The sequence below is a fragment of the Dictyoglomus sp. genome (assembly GCF_049968615.1).
Classification (GTDB): domain Bacteria; phylum Dictyoglomota; class Dictyoglomia; order Dictyoglomales; family Dictyoglomaceae; genus Dictyoglomus; species Dictyoglomus turgidum.
The window spans coordinates 48,325-65,100 of record NZ_JBMFQK010000006.1; the positions used below are offsets into that span (position 1 = coordinate 48,325).

At 33.4% G+C, this 16,776-nt stretch carries 21 protein-coding genes; 7 read left to right on the forward strand and 14 right to left on the reverse strand.

The window, feature by feature from the left end:
• The first annotated feature begins 51 nt into the window (after positions 1 to 51).
• Positions 52 to 891 carry a DUF6941 family protein gene (locus ACP5QL_RS05820; protein WP_272994805.1) on the forward strand — a complete coding sequence of 280 codons (840 nt, stop codon included), beginning with the start codon at positions 52 to 54 and terminating at the stop codon, positions 889 to 891.
• A 43-nt stretch (positions 892 to 934) separates the two neighbouring features.
• Here ACP5QL_RS05820 and ACP5QL_RS05825 read toward each other — a convergent pair whose 3' ends face one another.
• Both ACP5QL_RS05825 and ACP5QL_RS05830 read right to left on the reverse strand, forming a co-directional pair.
• Positions 935 to 1,204 (reverse strand): co-chaperone GroES, encoded by a 270-nt coding sequence (locus tag ACP5QL_RS05825; RefSeq protein ID WP_012582457.1) that lies wholly within the window; start codon positions 1,202 to 1,204, stop codon positions 935 to 937.
• Between the two features lie 23 nt (positions 1,205 to 1,227).
• On the reverse strand, positions 1,228 to 1,473 hold the full coding sequence (locus tag ACP5QL_RS05830) for a glutaredoxin family protein (RefSeq protein WP_428126022.1): 246 nt from the start codon (positions 1,471 to 1,473) through the stop codon (positions 1,228 to 1,230).
• A gap of 148 nt (positions 1,474 to 1,621) precedes the next feature.
• Between ACP5QL_RS05830 and fba the strand changes: the two genes are divergently transcribed.
• On the forward strand, positions 1,622 to 2,551 hold the full coding sequence (fba, locus tag ACP5QL_RS05835; protein WP_012582459.1) for a class II fructose-1,6-bisphosphate aldolase: 930 nt from the start codon (positions 1,622 to 1,624) through the stop codon (positions 2,549 to 2,551).
• A 17-nt stretch (positions 2,552 to 2,568) separates the two neighbouring features.
• Here fba and ACP5QL_RS05840 read toward each other — a convergent pair whose 3' ends face one another.
• Positions 2,569 to 3,363: a sugar phosphate isomerase/epimerase family protein gene (locus tag ACP5QL_RS05840; RefSeq protein WP_428126025.1), complete on the reverse strand. Its 795-nt coding sequence runs from the start codon at positions 3,361 to 3,363 to the stop codon at positions 2,569 to 2,571.
• A 32-nt stretch (positions 3,364 to 3,395) separates the two neighbouring features.
• On the opposite strand from ACP5QL_RS05840, the gene ACP5QL_RS05845 reads away from it, so the two are divergent.
• The gene (locus ACP5QL_RS05845) at positions 3,396 to 4,256 is read left to right on the forward strand and encodes a hypothetical protein (RefSeq protein WP_012582461.1); all 861 of its coding nucleotides are present in this window, start codon (positions 3,396 to 3,398) and stop codon (positions 4,254 to 4,256) included.
• Here the strand turns inward: ACP5QL_RS05845 and ACP5QL_RS05850 are convergent.
• The 6 genes from ACP5QL_RS05850 to ACP5QL_RS05875 form a co-directional block, all read right to left on the reverse strand.
• Positions 4,253 to 4,840, reverse strand: coding sequence for a cob(I)yrinic acid a,c-diamide adenosyltransferase (locus tag ACP5QL_RS05850; RefSeq protein WP_012582462.1), 588 nt, complete (start codon positions 4,838 to 4,840; stop codon positions 4,253 to 4,255). The two genes, ACP5QL_RS05845 and ACP5QL_RS05850, sit on opposite strands and share 4 nt — an antisense overlap.
• On the reverse strand, positions 4,831 to 6,408 hold the full coding sequence (gene serA, locus ACP5QL_RS05855) for a phosphoglycerate dehydrogenase (protein WP_428126030.1): 1,578 nt from the start codon (positions 6,406 to 6,408) through the stop codon (positions 4,831 to 4,833). The genes ACP5QL_RS05850 and serA overlap by 10 nt, the downstream gene beginning before the upstream one ends.
• Positions 6,409 to 6,431: 23 nt before the next feature.
• A complete protein-coding gene (locus ACP5QL_RS05860) occupies positions 6,432 to 7,589 on the reverse strand; it encodes a pyridoxal-phosphate-dependent aminotransferase family protein (RefSeq protein ID WP_428126033.1) in 1,158 nt (385 codons plus the stop codon).
• Between the two features lie 7 nt (positions 7,590 to 7,596).
• The gene (locus ACP5QL_RS05865) at positions 7,597 to 8,100 is read right to left on the reverse strand and encodes a gamma carbonic anhydrase family protein (RefSeq protein ID WP_272994801.1); all 504 of its coding nucleotides are present in this window, start codon (positions 8,098 to 8,100) and stop codon (positions 7,597 to 7,599) included.
• Between the two features lie 141 nt (positions 8,101 to 8,241).
• Entirely contained in the window at positions 8,242 to 8,628 is a 387-nt protein-coding gene (locus ACP5QL_RS05870) for a bactofilin family protein (protein ID WP_012582466.1), read from the reverse strand.
• Between the two features lie 18 nt (positions 8,629 to 8,646).
• The gene (locus ACP5QL_RS05875; RefSeq protein WP_424662454.1) at positions 8,647 to 9,564 is read right to left on the reverse strand and encodes a M23 family metallopeptidase; all 918 of its coding nucleotides are present in this window, start codon (positions 9,562 to 9,564) and stop codon (positions 8,647 to 8,649) included.
• 192 nt (positions 9,565 to 9,756) lie between these two features.
• On the opposite strand from ACP5QL_RS05875, the gene ACP5QL_RS05880 reads away from it, so the two are divergent.
• Genes ACP5QL_RS05880 through ACP5QL_RS05890 form a run of 3 tightly spaced genes read left to right on the forward strand, consistent with a single transcriptional unit; the run spans position 9,757 to position 11,266 of the window.
• On the forward strand, positions 9,757 to 10,281 hold the full coding sequence (locus ACP5QL_RS05880) for a CDP-alcohol phosphatidyltransferase family protein (protein ID WP_272994799.1): 525 nt from the start codon (positions 9,757 to 9,759) through the stop codon (positions 10,279 to 10,281).
• Positions 10,278 to 10,877 carry a DUF6062 family protein gene (locus ACP5QL_RS05885; RefSeq protein ID WP_428126038.1) on the forward strand — a complete coding sequence of 200 codons (600 nt, stop codon included), beginning with the start codon at positions 10,278 to 10,280 and terminating at the stop codon, positions 10,875 to 10,877. The genes ACP5QL_RS05880 and ACP5QL_RS05885 overlap by 4 nt, the downstream gene beginning before the upstream one ends.
• Entirely contained in the window at positions 10,874 to 11,266 is a 393-nt protein-coding gene (locus ACP5QL_RS05890; protein WP_428126040.1) for a hypothetical protein, read from the forward strand. The genes ACP5QL_RS05885 and ACP5QL_RS05890 overlap by 4 nt, the downstream gene beginning before the upstream one ends.
• On the opposite strand, the gene ACP5QL_RS05895 is transcribed toward ACP5QL_RS05890, so the two are convergent.
• Genes ACP5QL_RS05895 through ACP5QL_RS05915 form a run of 5 tightly spaced genes read right to left on the reverse strand, consistent with a single transcriptional unit; the run spans position 11,219 to position 16,034 of the window.
• Entirely contained in the window at positions 11,219 to 13,264 is a 2,046-nt protein-coding gene (locus tag ACP5QL_RS05895) for a transglutaminase domain-containing protein (RefSeq protein WP_428126044.1), read from the reverse strand. The genes ACP5QL_RS05890 and ACP5QL_RS05895 overlap by 48 nt on opposite strands.
• A 36-nt stretch (positions 13,265 to 13,300) precedes the next feature.
• Positions 13,301 to 14,392: a DUF58 domain-containing protein gene (locus ACP5QL_RS05900; RefSeq protein WP_012582472.1), complete on the reverse strand. Its 1,092-nt coding sequence runs from the start codon at positions 14,390 to 14,392 to the stop codon at positions 13,301 to 13,303.
• Complete coding sequence (locus ACP5QL_RS05905) at positions 14,389 to 15,348, reverse strand: AAA family ATPase (protein WP_012582473.1); 960 nt, start codon at positions 15,346 to 15,348, stop codon at positions 14,389 to 14,391. Before ACP5QL_RS05905 ends, ACP5QL_RS05900 begins: the two co-directional genes overlap by 4 nt.
• An 8-nt stretch (positions 15,349 to 15,356) precedes the next feature.
• Positions 15,357 to 15,548: a hypothetical protein gene (locus ACP5QL_RS05910; protein WP_012582474.1), complete on the reverse strand. Its 192-nt coding sequence runs from the start codon at positions 15,546 to 15,548 to the stop codon at positions 15,357 to 15,359.
• Positions 15,549 to 15,587: 39 nt separating this feature from the next.
• Positions 15,588 to 16,034, reverse strand: coding sequence for a sigma-70 family RNA polymerase sigma factor (locus tag ACP5QL_RS05915; protein ID WP_272994797.1), 447 nt, complete (start codon positions 16,032 to 16,034; stop codon positions 15,588 to 15,590).
• A 156-nt stretch (positions 16,035 to 16,190) separates the two neighbouring features.
• On the opposite strand from ACP5QL_RS05915, the gene dcd reads away from it, so the two are divergent.
• Positions 16,191 to 16,775 (forward strand): dCTP deaminase, encoded by a 585-nt coding sequence (gene dcd, locus ACP5QL_RS05920; RefSeq protein ID WP_012582476.1) that lies wholly within the window; start codon positions 16,191 to 16,193, stop codon positions 16,773 to 16,775.
• Position 16,776: the final 1 nt, after the last annotated feature.

Here is a 16,776-nt window from a genome sequence, read left to right on the forward strand (position 1 = left end):
TTTTAATTTTATAATAAGTTATCCTTAATTTAAAGAAAGGAGTTGAAAATTATGAAAAAACTCTTAATTCTCCTAATTTCTCTAATTGTAATACTTAGCCTTTCTTATGCCCAAAGTTCAGAACTCAAACTAATAGGAATAGCAATAGCAGAAAACATTGGGGAAGATGAGTATGGATTAACTACTATTGACGGATTATTTAGCATAATACACTTTGAGGATCTTCCTGCCACTGACACTCTCCCTGTATATTCAAGATGGATGGGATATGGAAAACATCATATTGAAATAAGTATAGTAACACCCACAAAAGACAAAGTTTTGGCATCTACTGAAGACAATTTTGAACTTAAAAGTAACAATGAAGTAATATATTCCTTTGGATATCTAAAAGATGTAGCTTTTGAAGATTCTGGTGTTTACTGGATACAAGCAAGGGCGAACGGAAAGGTTATAAAAGAAATACCAGTTTTCATCTTAAAAGGAGAGGAAGATTTAAATCCTGAGGATTTTGATGCAAATCCTATTCCTATTTTTTCACTACCTTGTATAGAAGTTTATGAAAATGATCATGGGCTAACCTCTCTTTCTGGAGTTTTTGAGTACTACACTACTTCTGAACTTCCTTTTGAGGATACTTTTATCATCGCCAACGGATTTTTATCAGGTGAGGGTAATTTTACTCAAAGATTTGAGATCCTTTCTCCAAGTGGCAAATTAATATACTCCTCAGAGCCTCAAGAGTTTGAAACCAACATAGGCTCCATAGTTACAGTAACAGATAATGTGGAAAAATTAAAATTTGAAGAAGAAGGAGATTATATAGTAAAAGTTTATCTTAATGATAAAGAAGTTTTGTCCCACGTCATAAAAGTTGTTTTAGAAAAATAAATTAAAGATTTAACAAATAGAGGAGCAAGGGGCAACTTTCCCCTTACTCCTCTATTTTTGCTAAAATATCTGCCTTACTTAGAATTAAATAGTCTTCTCCATCTATTTTTATCTCTGTTCCAGAATATTTTGCAAAAATTATCTTATCACCCTTTTTTACTTTAATAGTCTCATCATCACCCACTTCTATTACCTCTGCAATTTGAGGTTTCTCCTTTGCTACATCAGGGAGAATTATACCCGATGGGGTTTTTTCTTCCTCCTTAACAATCTTAACAAGAACTCTATCCTCTAATGGCAAAACTTTTTTCATAACTTTTCACCTCCCAATTTAAATTATTTTAAACCTAACAAACGATTAATCTTATTCCTATCAAAACCTATTACAATATGCCCATTTATATCAATAACAGGAACTCCCATTTGCCCTGACTTCCTCACCATTTCTTCTGCTGCTTTTCTATCCTTAGATACGTCTACATCGTAAAATCTTATACCCCTTTCCCTAAAATATCTTTTTGCTGCATTACACCAAGGACAACTTGGAGTAGAGTATACAATAATCCTTAAGTTGCTACTCATATTTTCACCTCCTTTTCCATAATATACCCTAAAGGGTATATTATAAGAATACAGGAAAAAAGTCAATTTAAAAATATTTTAAAAATTTGCTAATGAAACTTATGCTATACTAAAAACAATAAATTTCTTTTAAGGAGGTATTGAAGAAATGCCCTTAGTAAACCCAAAGGAGTTATTCCAAAAATGCTATGGTAAATATGCTATAGGCGCATTTAATGTAAACAATATGGAAATACTTCAAGGAGTAATTGAGGCGGCAAAAGAAGAAAGGTCTCCCCTTATTCTTCAAATCTCAAAAGGTGCAAGAAACTATGCAAAACTTATTTATCTCATGAAGCTGATTGAGGCAGCTGTTCAAGATGCTCCAGATATTCCTATCGTAGTACACTTAGATCATGGAGATAGCGTAGAACTTTGTAAAGAGGTCATAGATGCAGGCTTTACTTCGGTAATGATTGATGGCTCTCATCTTCCCTTTGAGGAGAATGTAAGAATAACTAAAGAGGTTGTAGACTATGCTCATCCCCGTGGCGTAGCTGTTGAGGGAGAGTTAGGAAGATTAGTAGGAGTAGAAGAACATGTAGTGGTATCTGAAAGAGAGGCATCCTTTACTGATCCAGACAAAGCGGTAGAGTTTGTAGAAAGAACTGGAGTAGATTCTCTTGCTATTGCTATTGGTACAAGTCACGGAGCCTATAAGTTTAAAGGAGAACCAAAGCTTGACTTTGATAGATTAAGAGAGATTGCAAAAAGACTTCCTGGTTTCCCATTAGTGCTCCATGGAGCATCTTCTGTTCTTCCAGAATATGTAGAAAAAGCCAACCAATATGGCGCAAAACTTGGGGGAGCAAAAGGGGTACCAGAAGAAATGATAAGAGAAGCTACAAAAATGGGTATATGCAAAGTAAATATTGATACCGACTTAAGGTTAGCAGTAACCGCCACTATAAGAGAAGTCTTTGCTCTCCATCCGGAGGAATTTGATCCAAGAAAATATCTTGGCCCAGCAAGAGAAGAAGTTAAAAAGTTAGTAAAACATAAGTTAAGAAATGTTCTTGGATCCAGCGGAACAGTATAATTAAAAAGGGGGGAAGCTTAAACTTCCCCCTTTATGATCTCTACACTTCTTTTTAAATCTTCTCTCTTATCTTTTAAGGAGTTAATCTCTAAAATTATTGTTCCATCAAAGTTTCTTAAGAAATCTAAATACTTTTTAAAATCAATACTACCTTTTCCAAGAGATAAATGTTCGTCCTTTTCTCCATGATTGTCATGAATGTGAACATGGGTTATAAAAGGCTTTAACAAATTTAAACTATAGTCAATACCTTTTTTGGAGATGTGAGCATGTCCAAAATCAAAACAAACTTTTAATTTTCCCCCAAAACCTTTTATAAACTTATAAAATTGGTCCACATTGCTAAAAATATCATTCTCTTCAAAATATGGATTTTCAATACATACCTCTACATCATATTTTTCAGCCTTTTCAAGAATAAATTCTAAAGCTTTTCTTAATCTTCTTTGAGCAAGAAATATTAAGACCAAGTGGCTTAAAGGAACACCCCCAGGATGAAGCACTGCTCTCTTAATCCCCGCCTTCTCCCCATATTCAATAGCTTTTAATATGGACTCTATACTTTTTTCCCATACTTCATCATTAAAGGATGCTAAATTTATATCAATATAGGGAAGGTGCATGGTAAGGAAAATATCATTTTTTACTGCAAATTCTTTAATAGATTCTGGCTTTTCGCAAAACTTTCCTCTATAGAAAAGAACTAGATCTCCAAAAAGTTCAAGAGTATTACCCCCAAGTTTTTTAGTAATACTTATAGCCCTTTTTACTGAGAGGGTTTTTAGTGATAAAAACGAAAAACCTATTTTCATACTAAAAGTATTATATTATACTATAATTGAGTATGAAGAAAATTCTTATAGTTTTTGCTTTATTAATAACTTTATTACTTCTAAATTCAACCTTTGCCACAGAGGTTGATGAAAGTATTTATTTTGATGCAAAATCCTCTTCCTTGGGTTTTACTTTCGTTACCTTGGATAGCGAAGGAGAAACCTACTTTTTTAATCCCGCTACGTTATCCTTAAAGAAATTTTCCTATTTTTCTCTTACCTTTGACAACTTAACCGATAACCCAAATCTAAAACTTTCCTACTTTTATCCCTCTACTACAATTTATTCTATAACTGCAGACTTAATTTTGGATAAGAATACTAAGGAATACTCATTAAAAAATATAAGAGGTGCTATAGCTTTTCCCCTTACTTCATATATATATTTAGGAACCAGTGCCATGTATTTAGAAGAAGAGAATCTAATAAAAGGTGATATTGGACTGATGATAAAAATCGGAGACTTCTTACGTACAGGAATTGTTGGAGAGGGCTTTACCATAGAAAAAATATCTGATCAAGTTTATAAAATTACCTTAGCATTAAGATATAACATAGGGCTTAGTTTTTCCCTTTTTAATAATTCTACAAACATCTACTTAGATCTTATAGATGTGGAGAACTTTAGTAATACTAAAGATTGGAGCCTAATAAGATTTGGAATTGAACAAAAATTAGGAAATATATTGGTAATAAGAATAGGCTCAAAGGGGGATATTACAAACTTAGCCAATTACACTTTTGGATTAGGAATAAATTTGAACAGATTTAGTTTAAGCATTAGTGCTTTTTCAGAAAATATAGAAAATAGTGATACATCCCTTGAAAATATTAAACTAAAATACAAATTAACAGGAACTTTAAGATTTTAATAATCAATTCCCCACCTTGCGGAAATTCCTTTACTATAAGGATGTCTAACCTCTTTCATCTCAGTAATAAGATCCGCTAAATCCATGATTGCCTCAGGCATATACCTGCCTGTAAGTATAATTTCTAACTTTTCTGGCTTATTTTTTAGAAATTCTATAATCTCTTCCGCAGATATGATCTTATAAAAAATAGCAAGACTTATCTCATCAAGCACTATCAAATCATAATCCTCAATTACACTTTTAACCCTTTCCCAACCTCCTCTCACCACTTTAATGTCCATTTCAGAGGGGCCCTCTTTTCCAATAAAACATTCATAACAATTATTACATTCAACAATATTTTCCCTTATCCCTGAGGAATAAACACAATCTCTTCCAAACTGCCAAAAAGTGATATTCTGTGAATTTTTTAAGAAAAGAAATTCTCCTGTAAAACTATTGCCTTTTATAAACTGGACAAAAAGTACTTTAAGTCCATGTCCCGCCGCCCTTATACTCTGTCCGAGGGCGGCGGTAGTTTTACCTTTTCCATCTCCTGTATAAACCTGTATTAAACCTCTACTAAGCTTGTTTATAGACATACATAATAGACTTCTTTGATATTCTCTATATTTTTAAGTTCTCTAAGAACTTTATCATCTACAGGATTATCAATAACAAGAACCATGACCGCATCTTTGCCAATTCCCTTCCTTCCAACCTGCATTGCAGCGATGTTTATATTATTTTTTCCAAGTACAGTACCTACCTGCCCTATTATGCCTGGTCTATCTATATGAAATGCAATAAGCATATACTGAGAAAGAGCAAGATCAAGATGATAATCCTGTATTGCTAAAATTCTTTCTTGATTTCTGCTTACTGTACCTGAAACTTCTATAAATCCTTTCTCAGTCTTTAACCTTAATCTAATTGAAGATCTATAAGTATTCATCTCTTCAGTTCTTACCTCTACTATTCGCAATCTCCTACCCTTTGCCATAGCCATGGCATTTATCAGATTCACTTCTTCTCCTAATATAGGCTCCAAAAAGCCTTTTACTACTGCAGAGGCAAGAGAGGTTTCAATTCTTTGGGCTAAATCTCCACATATTTGTATTTCTAATTCTTCAGGATTAGCATTTGTTATCTGCGCTAAAAGTTTTCCAAGTTTTTCTCCCAATTTTGCAAAAGGCATTATTTCAGGAGATATTTGTATAGGCAAGTTAACTGCATGACTTACCATCTCTCCTTTGAAAAATCTGATTATCTCCTCAGCAACTATAAGAGCCACTTTTTCTTGAGCCTCTTGAGTTGATGCACCAAGATGAGGAGTCAAGACCACATTATCTAAAGTTAACAGCGGATTATCAGGATTTATAGGCTCGTTTTTAAAGACATCAAGGGCAGCACCCGCAATTTTCTTTTCCTTCAATATTTCATATAAAGCATCTTCATCTACCAATCCTCCACGAGCACAATTTATTAAATATGCGGTAGGTTTCATCATTTCTAATTCCTTTTTCCCTATAAGATTCTTCGTATCTTGAGTCAAAGGAAGATGTAGGGATACGTAGTCTGCCTCCTTAAGTAGAGCTGGTAAATCACTATATAACTCCACATCCAACTCTTTTGCTTTTTCAGGTGAGATAAAAGGATCATAAGCAATAACTCTCATCTTAAAGGATTTAGCCCTTTTGGCAACCTCTGAACCTATTCTACCGAGTCCTACAAGTCCTAATGTCTTTCCATACAACTCATTACCTATAAAGCTTTTCCTCTCCCATTTGCCTTGCCTTAAAAGAGAAAAAGCTTGGGGAATTTTTCTTGAAATAGCAAGCATCAATCCAATCGTATGTTCACATGCAGCTATAGTATTTCCCTCAGGGGCATTTATTACAAGTATTCCCTTTCTGGTAGCCTCCTCCACATCTATATTATCAACTCCAACTCCTGCCCTTCCTATAACCTTTAAATTCTTAGCCCTTTCAATCACATCCTTAGTTACCTTTGTTTCTGATCTCACTACAAGGGCCACATAATCTTGTATTATGTTTAAAAGCTCATCCTTAGGAAGACCTGGTTTATAATTTACCTCAAAGAATTCTTTTAGTTTATTTAATCCAACTTCTGCTATAGGATCTGAAACAAGAAGTTTATATTTTTCCACTTTTTAAACCCCCTCCAATCTTTCTAATTTTTATAATATTCAGCGAAAACCTCCTCTGCTACCTGTACCCCTTTACCCTTTATACCTTTATATCCTAAATTTTCCAAAGCAACTTCTATAGCTGAAATTGCCACTAATATATCGGTAGGCTCCACATAACCTAAATGTCCAATTCTAAATATCTTTCCTTTGAGACTTCCTTGACCTCCAGCCAAAACAACTCCAAATTTATTTCTTATGTATTTTCTCAGCTCATCAGGATTAACATTTTCTGGTGGAACCACAGGAGTTACTGTATCCGATGCCCATCTCTCATCGGTAAGAAGTCTTGTAACTCCAAGAGCTTTTATTGCTTCACGCACTGCTCTTCCCAAAAATTTATGTCTCTTAAAGTTTTCCTCTAAACCTCTAGTCAGGATATTTTCAAGGGCTTTCTTAAGGGCAAAAACCACGGAAACTGCAGGAGTAAAAGGTGTAGCTCCCTCTTCAAGGAATTTCTTTGCTTGCTTTAGATCAAAATAGAAGCGAGGAAGATTCGCCTTTTCATTATATTTCCATGCTAATTCACTCACCGAGACCATAGCAAGTCCAGGGGGAGTCTCAAGAGCTTTTTGGGAAGCTGTAACTACTATATCAATTTTTAATTCATCGGTGGGCAGATCAATAGCACCTAAAGAACTTACCGCATCCACCACAAGAAGTCTCTCAGGATTTTGCTTTACAATAGGAGCAAGCTCTTTTAAGTCATTAGTCACCCCCGTAGAAGTCTCATTATGAGTTAAAAATACTCCTTTAATATCAGGATTTTCCTTTAAAGTTTTTTCCAGAACTTCAGGCTCTACCCCCTTACCAGGTTCGCATTCAATGGTCTTTATATTTAATCCATATGTCTTACATATCTTCGCAAATCTTTCACCAAAAACCCCACAAATTCCTACTAAAACAGGATCTCCTTGAGAGAAAAAGTTTGCCACTGCAGCTTCCATTCCACCCGTTCCAGAGGCTGTTAATATAAGTACATCATTTTGGGTTTTAAATACTTTTTTCAAAAGTTCAGTGGAAGTTTTAAGTACGCTGGCAAATTCTGCTCCACGATGATTTACCATTTCCCTTGCCATCTCAAGAAGTACATCCTGGGGTACAGGAGTGGGACCTGGAATCAATAAATAATTCTTAGGCATAAGAACTTCACCTCCAATACTTTTTACTCAACTGATAATATAACTCCGCATTCCTTTTAATATGTAAAATCTCTTCTTCCCTCACACTTCTTACTATCTTTCCAGGAACACCAATAACTACAGAACCTTCTGGAATCTCTTTACCTTGAGGAATAAGGGTTCCTGCACCAATAATAGAGTTCCTACCTATGACTGCACCATCAAGAATAATTGCTCCCATTCCAATAAGAGTATTATCTTCTATTTTACAACCATGAATAATTGCAGAATGCCCAACAGTTACATACTTACCTATATATACTGGTTTACCTTCATCTACATGAATCACTACATTCTCCTGAATATTAGTATATTCATCAATAAAAATGGAGTCCAAATCACCCCTTATTACTGCAAAATCCCAAATATTTACCCCTCTCTTAAGTGTTACCTTACCTATGATGACAGCCCTATCCGAAATATAAACTTCCCTATCAACTTGGGGCAAGTTTTCCTCAAAAGATTTCAACATTTTTATAACTCCTTAACAAAAAGGAGAATCTCTTAAAATTAAGAAACTCCCCTTTCTCCATTGAAAGCTAATTTTCTTTTATTCTATTAAAGGAGTAAAATTATATCAAGATATATGAGGTTAAAATTTATTTAAAAGAGTTTATGAGGACAAATCTATTTTAAAAATGTCATTTATTTTTTCTTCCTCAAGAATCTCAGTAGTTCCCAAAAGAATTCCTCCCTCTTCCACCGATATCTTCCCTCCCAGCTTTAAGTCCCCCTTAAGCTTTCCCGTAGAAAGAATCTCTATAGATTCTTTACAAATAACATTGCCTACAATCTCTCCTATTACAACCACCCTATTAGCCTTTATATTTCCTTCTACATATCCTGTCTTACCCACTATCACAGTATCTTTAGCCTCAATATCTCCTTTAAACTTCCCATCAATCCTCAACGAAGCCTTTGAGATAATCGTTCCCTCCATTTCAGTTTGAGATCCAACAATAGTCTCCATAACTTCTGATTTTTCCCTTTTGCCCAACATAACTCCTCCTCCCTAAATTTAATATAATTTTCCAATCTTAATAAGGTCTACGGACAAATATGCCGAAGGATTGACAGGAGACCCTCCCCTTCTCACCTCATAGTGAAGATGAGGACCTATACTGGTTCCCGTACTTCCCACTCTTCCAATAAATTGTCCTTTCTTTACAAACTGTCCAACCCTCACAGCATATGATGATAAATGAGCATAATATGTAATGATACCTCTCCCATGATTGATCTTTATCACTTTTCCATACCCACTTTCCCATCCCACAAACGACACTATGCCATCAGCAGTAGCATAAACAGGAGCTCCCCAAAAAGTAACTATATCAATTCCTGTATGAAATGCCATTCTTCTAAATATGGGATGAAATCTCCAACCAAATCCCGAAGATATAAATCCAAAGGTGGGCCAACGAGAAGGAGTTACTGCAAGAAGGGTCTTTCGCCTATCTATCTCTTTTTCTATCTGAAGGAGTACTTTTTGTTTTTCCTCAATTAGGGTTTTAACTTCTACGATTTTCCTTTGAATATCATAAGTCTCATTATCAGGAATTGAATTGGTTCCAAGACTTACCATCTTTATATCTTTGGGAGGAGGAATCATTCCTTTTATTCCTAACAAATTTTTAATTTTCTTCTCCATCTCCTCAAGTTCCTTTAACTTTTGCCTCAATACTTCAATCTCTTTTAACTGAGCCTTTTGCTGTTCTGTTACTTCTTCTAACACCTCCAAATGTTTCACTTTATTAAATCTGTTATTGGCAATTCTATAAAGAGTTAGAGAAGTACTTATAATTCCTATAATAGCAAAGATTATAATCAATATTAAACTTATATGGATCCTACGAGACTTTGCATTGGAAGCATCGTGGGGAATTATCATTATGGTAAAAAACTTTCTCTTCCACCACTTACGCTTTTTAGCCATAATAAATTTACCTCAAGTTAAATAATATATAAAATTAATCTATTTAATTAAGAAACCATACTTTAAAATTTTGTAAAAATTATAGCAGAGAAAAATCAAAGTGTCAAGAAATTAGTAATTTACTTATTTTTAAGGCATAAAGGGGAAATTAGAGTTTTATGTTATAATAAACAAAAAGTGAGGTGATGGTTAATGCCTATATTAAAAACCATAGCTAATACCCTCACTATCTTCAGGTTCATCATAGGCTTTATTATAGCCTCTATTGGAAATATCCAAAGAAAATTAGGTTTAAAAAATGCTATATTATGGCTTATCCTTGCTTGGATCACCGATGTACTTGATGGATACTTGGCAAGAACTTCAAAAATGCCAGAAGATTTTATTGGAAAACATGACATCTATGCAGACATGACCGTATCTGCTGGTGTTCTATACTTCCTCACAATCTCTAACTTTATCTCCTGGAAATTTACTTTAATTTTTGTGATCACTGCTGTTTTTCTTATATGGTATTTTAAAGAAAAAGCAGTAACAGACGGAATCCAAGCTGTACCATACGCTTTAATAATTTATACCTCTTTAAAATATGACCCAAGCTATGGATATTTGATAATTGCTTATCTTTTATTCCTTATTTTTATCACCTGGCCCAGATTCCCGAAAGAGAAGGTTCCAGAGTTTATTAATGGAATAAGAAATATATTTAAAAAATGAAAGGTAAAAGTTTAATCCATAAAAACTGGGAAGAAGCCTTTCACTGGGAGGGATGTCCTCTTTGTTATTTAGTACAAAAAGCCTTAAGAAGTTATATGGAAAACTTTTTATATGAAAATGTAAATGATGTCTTATTAAGAAAGAGCATAAGAGAAAAAGGAGGATTCTGTGAGAACCATCACTTACAACTTCTCACCTTTAGAGATTTTTTAGGGATAAGCATTATCTATGAGGATATAATAAAAAATTTTATTATTCCATCACTTAAAAATAAAGAAATTCCAGAAACGAAGAGTTGCATATTTTGTGAAAAGGAAGAGGAATACGAAAAATTATATATTCAAAGCCTCTCTGAAGTTTTAAAAAATCAGGAAACTTTCAATCTATGGAAGGAAATAGCTTATGATTTTTGTCAACCCCACAAAGAAAAGATAAAAACTATTTCTCCAGATACCTATAAAAGAATTGAGCCCTATTTATCTCATAAAAAGAGAAAATATCCTGAATATTTTTACGAATCTTTTTCCTGGGATAAAGATTATTCAGAACTTTTCTTAAAGAAACTAAGAATATTAGAACTTAAGAAGCCAAAATGAAGATTAAGAAATGTCCTATTTGTGAAAAGATAAGAGAAGAAAAAGAAAAAAGATTAAAAAATTTAGGTAAAAAAGTCCATCTCTGCAAAAATCATTTGAAAGAAGCCTTTACTGTAAACCCTAATATATTAGAACTCTTGGAATTTGAAGATAATAAAGAGTGTCCTATTTGTACCCTTGAAAAGGAGATTACCTATGCTTTCCAAGGAGAAGTAAAAGACTTATGTCTTTATCATTTAAGAATGTTAAGAGATAGAATAAAAGATGAGGATTACGAAGAAATAGTAGAAAGATGGAAAGAATATGAAAAACACTTGAAGGAAATGGATGAGCAAGTAGAATTAATCCTTGACCTTATCACGGGATGTGGAAGGATTATAAGAAAGTAATTTCTTAGCTTGCTCTTTGAAATTCTCTTTATATTTTCTTTTTTCTTCCTCATTTAAAGGCGCAAATTTCAAGGCATAATATAAGCCTGCAAAATTTCTTCCTAAATCCCCCAAAGGCTCCAGCATATTGTATAGACTAACATCCTCTTTAATAAATCCTTTTCTTTTCAATCTTTTAATTACCCTCCTAAAGATTCTATCCTCCTCTGTAAGTCTAAGAAAATTCACAAAATTTCTCATCAGTAAAAAGGAGAATAAAACAAAAACAGGAATAACTATATACTGATACTTATTTAAAACTTTATAAGCTCCAACAAATACATTTTGTACAATTATCCCAATGGAGTTAAAGATTATCCCTAAAAAGTTTGCCGACTCTTTCCTTTCTCTTTCTTCTGAGTCCAAAGCAAAAGGAGTAGGATCTATTGTAATCCAGCCCAAAGGCTCAAGATATATTTCAACCCAGGCATGGGCATTCTTCACCTTTACCTCATACATTCCAGTCCAAGGATTAAGATCTCCAGGACCGTATCCTGTAACAAGTCTACTGGGAACTCCAATAATTCTTGCCATAACCGCAAAGGCTGTTGCAAACTGTTCACAATATCCCTTTTTAACTTCAAAAAGAAAATTGTCCACTGCATCCTCATTATCAGGGAGAGGTGGTATATCGAGGGAGTATTCATAATTGTCTTCAAGATAATTTTTAATTGCCATCAATTTTTCCCATGGAGTTTGGTATCCTTTTGTTATTTCAAAGGTAAGATCTTTTACCCTTTTAGGAATATTAGGTAATTGCAAATAATTTAAAAACTGATTTTGAGGAGGAATTTTAGTCTCCAATAATTCCTTAGTAGAATAATATTGCTCTTGATAAAAACCAGTATATATAAGTCCCTTAGGAAGTTCGAAGGGAGACCTATATCCGTCCTCACTATCCTTAAAGATAATTGGAGAGGGATAATAAAGCCTTTCTGTACCCTTAGGAAGGAAGATTATGTTATTTTGAAAATCTCTTTCAATAAAATAAGTGGCTCTTTGAAGGTATTCTTCTTGCCTTGTATTTTCTTTTAGAAGAAAGGGTTGACTTATGGTATCTATGGTTTTTACTTCTTCTTTACTTTGATACCATCCAAAACCATTATAGGTATCAAAGGCAATTCCCCTGTGATAAATACCCCAAGGTGTTAAAACTCTAAATATAATAGAGGAAGAAAGTTCTCCCCTCTGCCTTAAATCAAGAAATGGTGCAAAACCATAGTATTCTTCAGGATTAAATTTTAAGGGTGGAATTTTCCTTCCTTCAGGAAGTTTATAGAGGTTGCTGGCTTCGGCATAGGGAGATTTTAACTCTCCCTGAAAATTAGTAAGCCTCGTTATTAGCTGAGACATTATGTCTTGCCTAAAGCCTATTCTTATATCCTTAGGAAGAAGAGGGAAAATTAAAAAGCCTACGAAAAGTACGAAAAGAGTAATGGAAAAAATATATCCTGGAACAATTCTATAATCATTAACTAACATAAGGAATATAATCATCCCCAAAAGGAAGAAAAGAAAGAACACAATAAAAATTGCTTCCCTTGCAAATATTCCAGCAATAATCATAAGAATAATACTTATAAAGAAGGAAAAGCCAAGATCAAGTCTTGTAGGAAGATCAAAACTATGAATAGTATTAAGATTAATCAAGAAAGTAGCAAGGGGAATACGAGGATCAAAAGGATTTTTAATTAATTCCACAAAAAATTGCCTCAAAAAGTACATCATACCTATGGTCATTAAGATCTTTAAGAGGATATTTCTTTCTTTTCTTCTATAGTAACTAAATACAAAACCAATCAAAGTTAAAAGAATTATACTAGAGATATAGATAGAAGAAAGATTCAAAAAATACCATACTGAAAAAAGAGAAACCACAATAAGATAAAGGGTTATCCCTCTCAAAAGTATGGAATCTTCAACTACATTTTTTATAAGTCTGATTCTTTTCCTTTCCATAACCTTAAAGATTTTACTGCAAAGTTCCTCGTCTTTTCAACTTTGATTTAAAACAAGAAATCGAGAAAGAAATTCCTGAGGATCGTCTCCTAAACTAAAGATAAAACCTTTGTTTAATACAATCTCTTTCTTATGGTATTCCACACCTATAATTTTGTTTATTTTAACCTTTTCGTCCCAAAACCTATAATTGAGAGTAAAAATTATATCATAATCATAATTCTTAAAACTTATATTTCTTCTCTCTATAAGCTGAATTTCAGCTAAGTACTTCTTTAGTTCATCTGAAGTCTTAGGATTAAATTCTTCTTCACCCCTCAAGTCTCTTATGGAAAGCGGTATATTTAGAGAAAAAGAAGGAATAAGAAGGGAATGGACAAATCTCAAAAGTTGATCAAACTCCTCCTCAGCTATAGAGTCTTTTTTATCCACAGAATTATCAATTAAAATCATTAGAGACCCTTTTTTTAACTTTTCAAAATTTTTTGATAAAAGTTTTCCCTTTTTAGCTGAAGCCTTCCAAGCTACAATCTTTAAAGGATCTTGAGGTTGATAATCTCTAAGAGAATGAAACTCTTCTCCTATCACCGATAGAAAAGAAGAAGAGGTTTTATTTCCCTCCCCATCTGTAAGATAAATATCCTGAGACAAGGGATAAAATGAAGGATAGATATAAGTTACCCCATCCACCTTGTAGTTTTTACTGAGATAAAGAAGTCCCAAAGTACCAGTAAATCTTAAATTTAAAGTCTTTAAATAGAATATTCCCCTTTTTTTAAAGTGAAAATATATGGAAATCTCTTTTTTCTCTTTTCCCCTTAAACCCCCAAGAGGGGTTTTCCCTTGAAGATTTATAAATACCTGTCCCTTAGGAATTTTAGAATTATTTTCAAAGTAAATATTTATAAACTCATATTCATTCTCTTTCACAAGAAGAGGCATTTGAACTTTTACTCTAAGATTTAATGGCTGAAGTATTATTTCAAAGAAATTTATCATGTAAAGACCCATGATAAACGTGGATACTAAAAGTACAGGAGTTGATGAAACATTCAAACCTATAAGGTAAAGAACAATATCAAAGAAAATTAATAAGTATCCTATGGATGTAAGACTAAAGTATGTCACCACAACCTTACCTTTGGTATTTTTACTCTTTTTAAAACATCTCTTATTATATCTTCTCTAAAAGATCTTCCCATATTACTTCCTTCCTTAGGAATGACCCTATGCACCAATATAGGTACTGCCATTTTTATAACATCCTCAGGTATCACATAATCTCTGCCAGAAAGGAGCGCATACCCTTGAGCTCCTCTCATAAGAGATATGGAAGCTCTGGGCCCTGCCCCAAGGGAAAACAAAGAATCATCCCGAGTTATATTAACAATATTTACAATATATCTCAAAATATCCTTATCAATATAAATCTCCTTAACTAAATCTTGAGCCTTAATTAAATCTTCTTTCTTCCAAACAGGCTCAATTCTCTCCAGAGGATGAATCATCTTTTGATTTTCAAGCATTTTAACTTCCTCCTCCATAGGAAGATAACCCATGGAGAGGGAGATAAAGAACCTATCCAATTGGGACTCTGGCAAAGGATAGGTTCCAAAATGTTCTCTGGGATTTTGTGTGGCTATCACCATAAAGGGCTTAGGAAGTTCATAAGTAGTACCATCTATGGTCACTTTGCCCTCATCCATTGCCTCAAGAAGACCTGCTTGAGTCCTGGGGGACGTTCTATTTATCTCATCAGCAAGAAGAATATTTGTAAAAATAGGGCCTGGTTTAAACTCAAACTCTAAGGTCTTAGGATTAAACACATTCACTCCAAGTACATCCGACGGCATAGTATCAGGAGTAAATTGAATCCTTCTAAAATCAAGTTCAATACTCTCTGCAAGAGATTTTGCAAGGACTGTTTTACCTACACCAGGAACATCTTCAAGCAAAATATTGCCTCTGCTTAGTAAAGCCACAATTACATAGTCAATTACCTCATCCTTTCCTACAATAACCTTTTTGATGTTCTCTCTTAAAAGCTGTAATCTTTCTACTATTTCATTTAAAAAAGTCTTCATATTGTACTTTAACCCTTTCTTATGGTCTTTATCATATGCCTAATAACTGCATAAATTCCACCAACAGTCATAAAAAAGTCAAATAAATTAAGATAAAATTCAAAAGGGAAAAACCATTTAGAAAGGTAGTGAATAAAAACAATTATCTCAAGAATTAGCCCCATAAATAAAATTACTAATACTCCTCTATAAAATTCCATTTTTTCAAACCTCCATTAATTTCTAAAAAATATTTTACATCAATTTTTCAACTTATTTAATGCCCTTTTCTTATAGATCTTAACACTACTTCTTGATATTCCTAAATACTTTGCAACCTCCCTTTCACTATGTCTTGAATAGAAAATTAAAATAATTATTTGTTTCTCTCTTTTAGACAGTTTTGAAAAATCTATGAATTTTATCATACTCTCCTCTTCAAAGGCCTCATAAGAGACATTATTTCCTTCCAAGTAAAGATCTTTTCCTTTTAATTTTTCCCTTATTCTCAAAAGTCTATAATAGAGAGCCTTCTTCACATATCCTGAAAGGTTTCCCTTTTGAGAATCATATCTTCTTAGCACCTCTAAAAGGGCTATTTCTCCCTCTTGTTTAAAATCCTCAAAATCAATTTCAGGAATATACAGCATCTTTAAATACTTAAAAAGAAGCGGTTTATAAGCTAAAAATAAAATTTCTTCTCTCATAATCCCTTCCTCCCAATTTTTATAACCGTATTATATTTACTTATAGTAAAATTTTCAAGAGATATTTTTAAATATTAGTAAAAAAAACGAGCAAAAGACCAAATAATTTATCAAAGTGATATAATTATTGAAAAGAATTGGAAGGGAGGTAAAAAATTGATACTAAGCGATAAGGACATTAAAAAATACCTTGAGGAAAGAAAATTAGTAATTCATCCCATAGATGACCCCCAAAAACAAATTCAGCCATCCTCAGTAGATTTAAGGCTTGGAAACAGTTTTCTTCATTTTAAAGTTGAAGGAAGAGCATATATTGATCCTACAAAAGATAATCCCCAGGATCTCATGGAAATCATAGAAATAGAAGAGGGTAAACCCTTCTTCTTAAGGCCAGGAGAATTTGTCTTGGGAACCACTATTGAAACCGTAAAACTTCCTGATGATCTTGTAGCGAGAGTTGATGGAAGATCCAGCTTGGGAAGACTTGGCATAATAGTACATGCTACAGCGGGATATGTAGATCCAGGTTTTTGTGGACAAATCACCTTAGAGCTTTCAAATATCAATAGGGTTCCTGTAGCCCTTTATCCTGGCATGAGAATATGTCAGATATCTTTTTATAAATTAACCTCCCCAGCAGAGACTCCCTATTATAAAAAAGCTGGAAGTAAGTATCATAACCAAAAGGGTCCTACAGCAAGCAAGCTTAATATAGACTTTTGTGTAAAGGAGGATAAATAAA

Coding starts and splice junctions, on each gene's coding strand:
- ACP5QL_RS05820 (WP_272994805.1), top strand. CDS start 52: ATGAAAAAACTCTTAATTCTCCTAATTTCTCTAATTGTAATACTTAGC.
- ACP5QL_RS05825 (WP_012582457.1), bottom strand. CDS start 1,204: ATGAAAAAAGTTTTGCCATTAGAGGATAGAGTTCTTGTTAAGATTGTT.
- ACP5QL_RS05830 (WP_428126022.1), bottom strand. CDS start 1,473: ATGAGTAGCAACTTAAGGATTATTGTATACTCTACTCCAAGTTGTCCT.
- fba (WP_012582459.1), top strand. CDS start 1,622: ATGCCCTTAGTAAACCCAAAGGAGTTATTCCAAAAATGCTATGGTAAA.
- ACP5QL_RS05840 (WP_428126025.1), bottom strand. CDS start 3,363: ATGAAAATAGGTTTTTCGTTTTTATCACTAAAAACCCTCTCAGTAAAA.
- ACP5QL_RS05845 (WP_012582461.1), top strand. CDS start 3,396: ATGAAGAAAATTCTTATAGTTTTTGCTTTATTAATAACTTTATTACTT.
- ACP5QL_RS05850 (WP_012582462.1), bottom strand. CDS start 4,840: ATGTCTATAAACAAGCTTAGTAGAGGTTTAATACAGGTTTATACAGGA.
- ACP5QL_RS05860 (WP_428126033.1), bottom strand. CDS start 7,589: ATGCCTAAGAATTATTTATTGATTCCAGGTCCCACTCCTGTACCCCAG.
- ACP5QL_RS05865 (WP_272994801.1), bottom strand. CDS start 8,100: ATGTTGAAATCTTTTGAGGAAAACTTGCCCCAAGTTGATAGGGAAGTT.
- ACP5QL_RS05870 (WP_012582466.1), bottom strand. CDS start 8,628: ATGTTGGGCAAAAGGGAAAAATCAGAAGTTATGGAGACTATTGTTGGA.
- ACP5QL_RS05875 (WP_424662454.1), bottom strand. CDS start 9,564: ATGGCTAAAAAGCGTAAGTGGTGGAAGAGAAAGTTTTTTACCATAATG.
- ACP5QL_RS05880 (WP_272994799.1), top strand. CDS start 9,757: ATGCCTATATTAAAAACCATAGCTAATACCCTCACTATCTTCAGGTTC.
- ACP5QL_RS05885 (WP_428126038.1), top strand. CDS start 10,278: ATGAAAGGTAAAAGTTTAATCCATAAAAACTGGGAAGAAGCCTTTCAC.
- ACP5QL_RS05890 (WP_428126040.1), top strand. CDS start 10,874: ATGAAGATTAAGAAATGTCCTATTTGTGAAAAGATAAGAGAAGAAAAA.
- ACP5QL_RS05895 (WP_428126044.1), bottom strand. CDS start 13,264: ATGGAAAGGAAAAGAATCAGACTTATAAAAAATGTAGTTGAAGATTCC.
- ACP5QL_RS05905 (WP_012582473.1), bottom strand. CDS start 15,348: ATGAAGACTTTTTTAAATGAAATAGTAGAAAGATTACAGCTTTTAAGA.
- ACP5QL_RS05910 (WP_012582474.1), bottom strand. CDS start 15,548: ATGGAATTTTATAGAGGAGTATTAGTAATTTTATTTATGGGGCTAATT.
- ACP5QL_RS05915 (WP_272994797.1), bottom strand. CDS start 16,034: ATGAGAGAAGAAATTTTATTTTTAGCTTATAAACCGCTTCTTTTTAAG.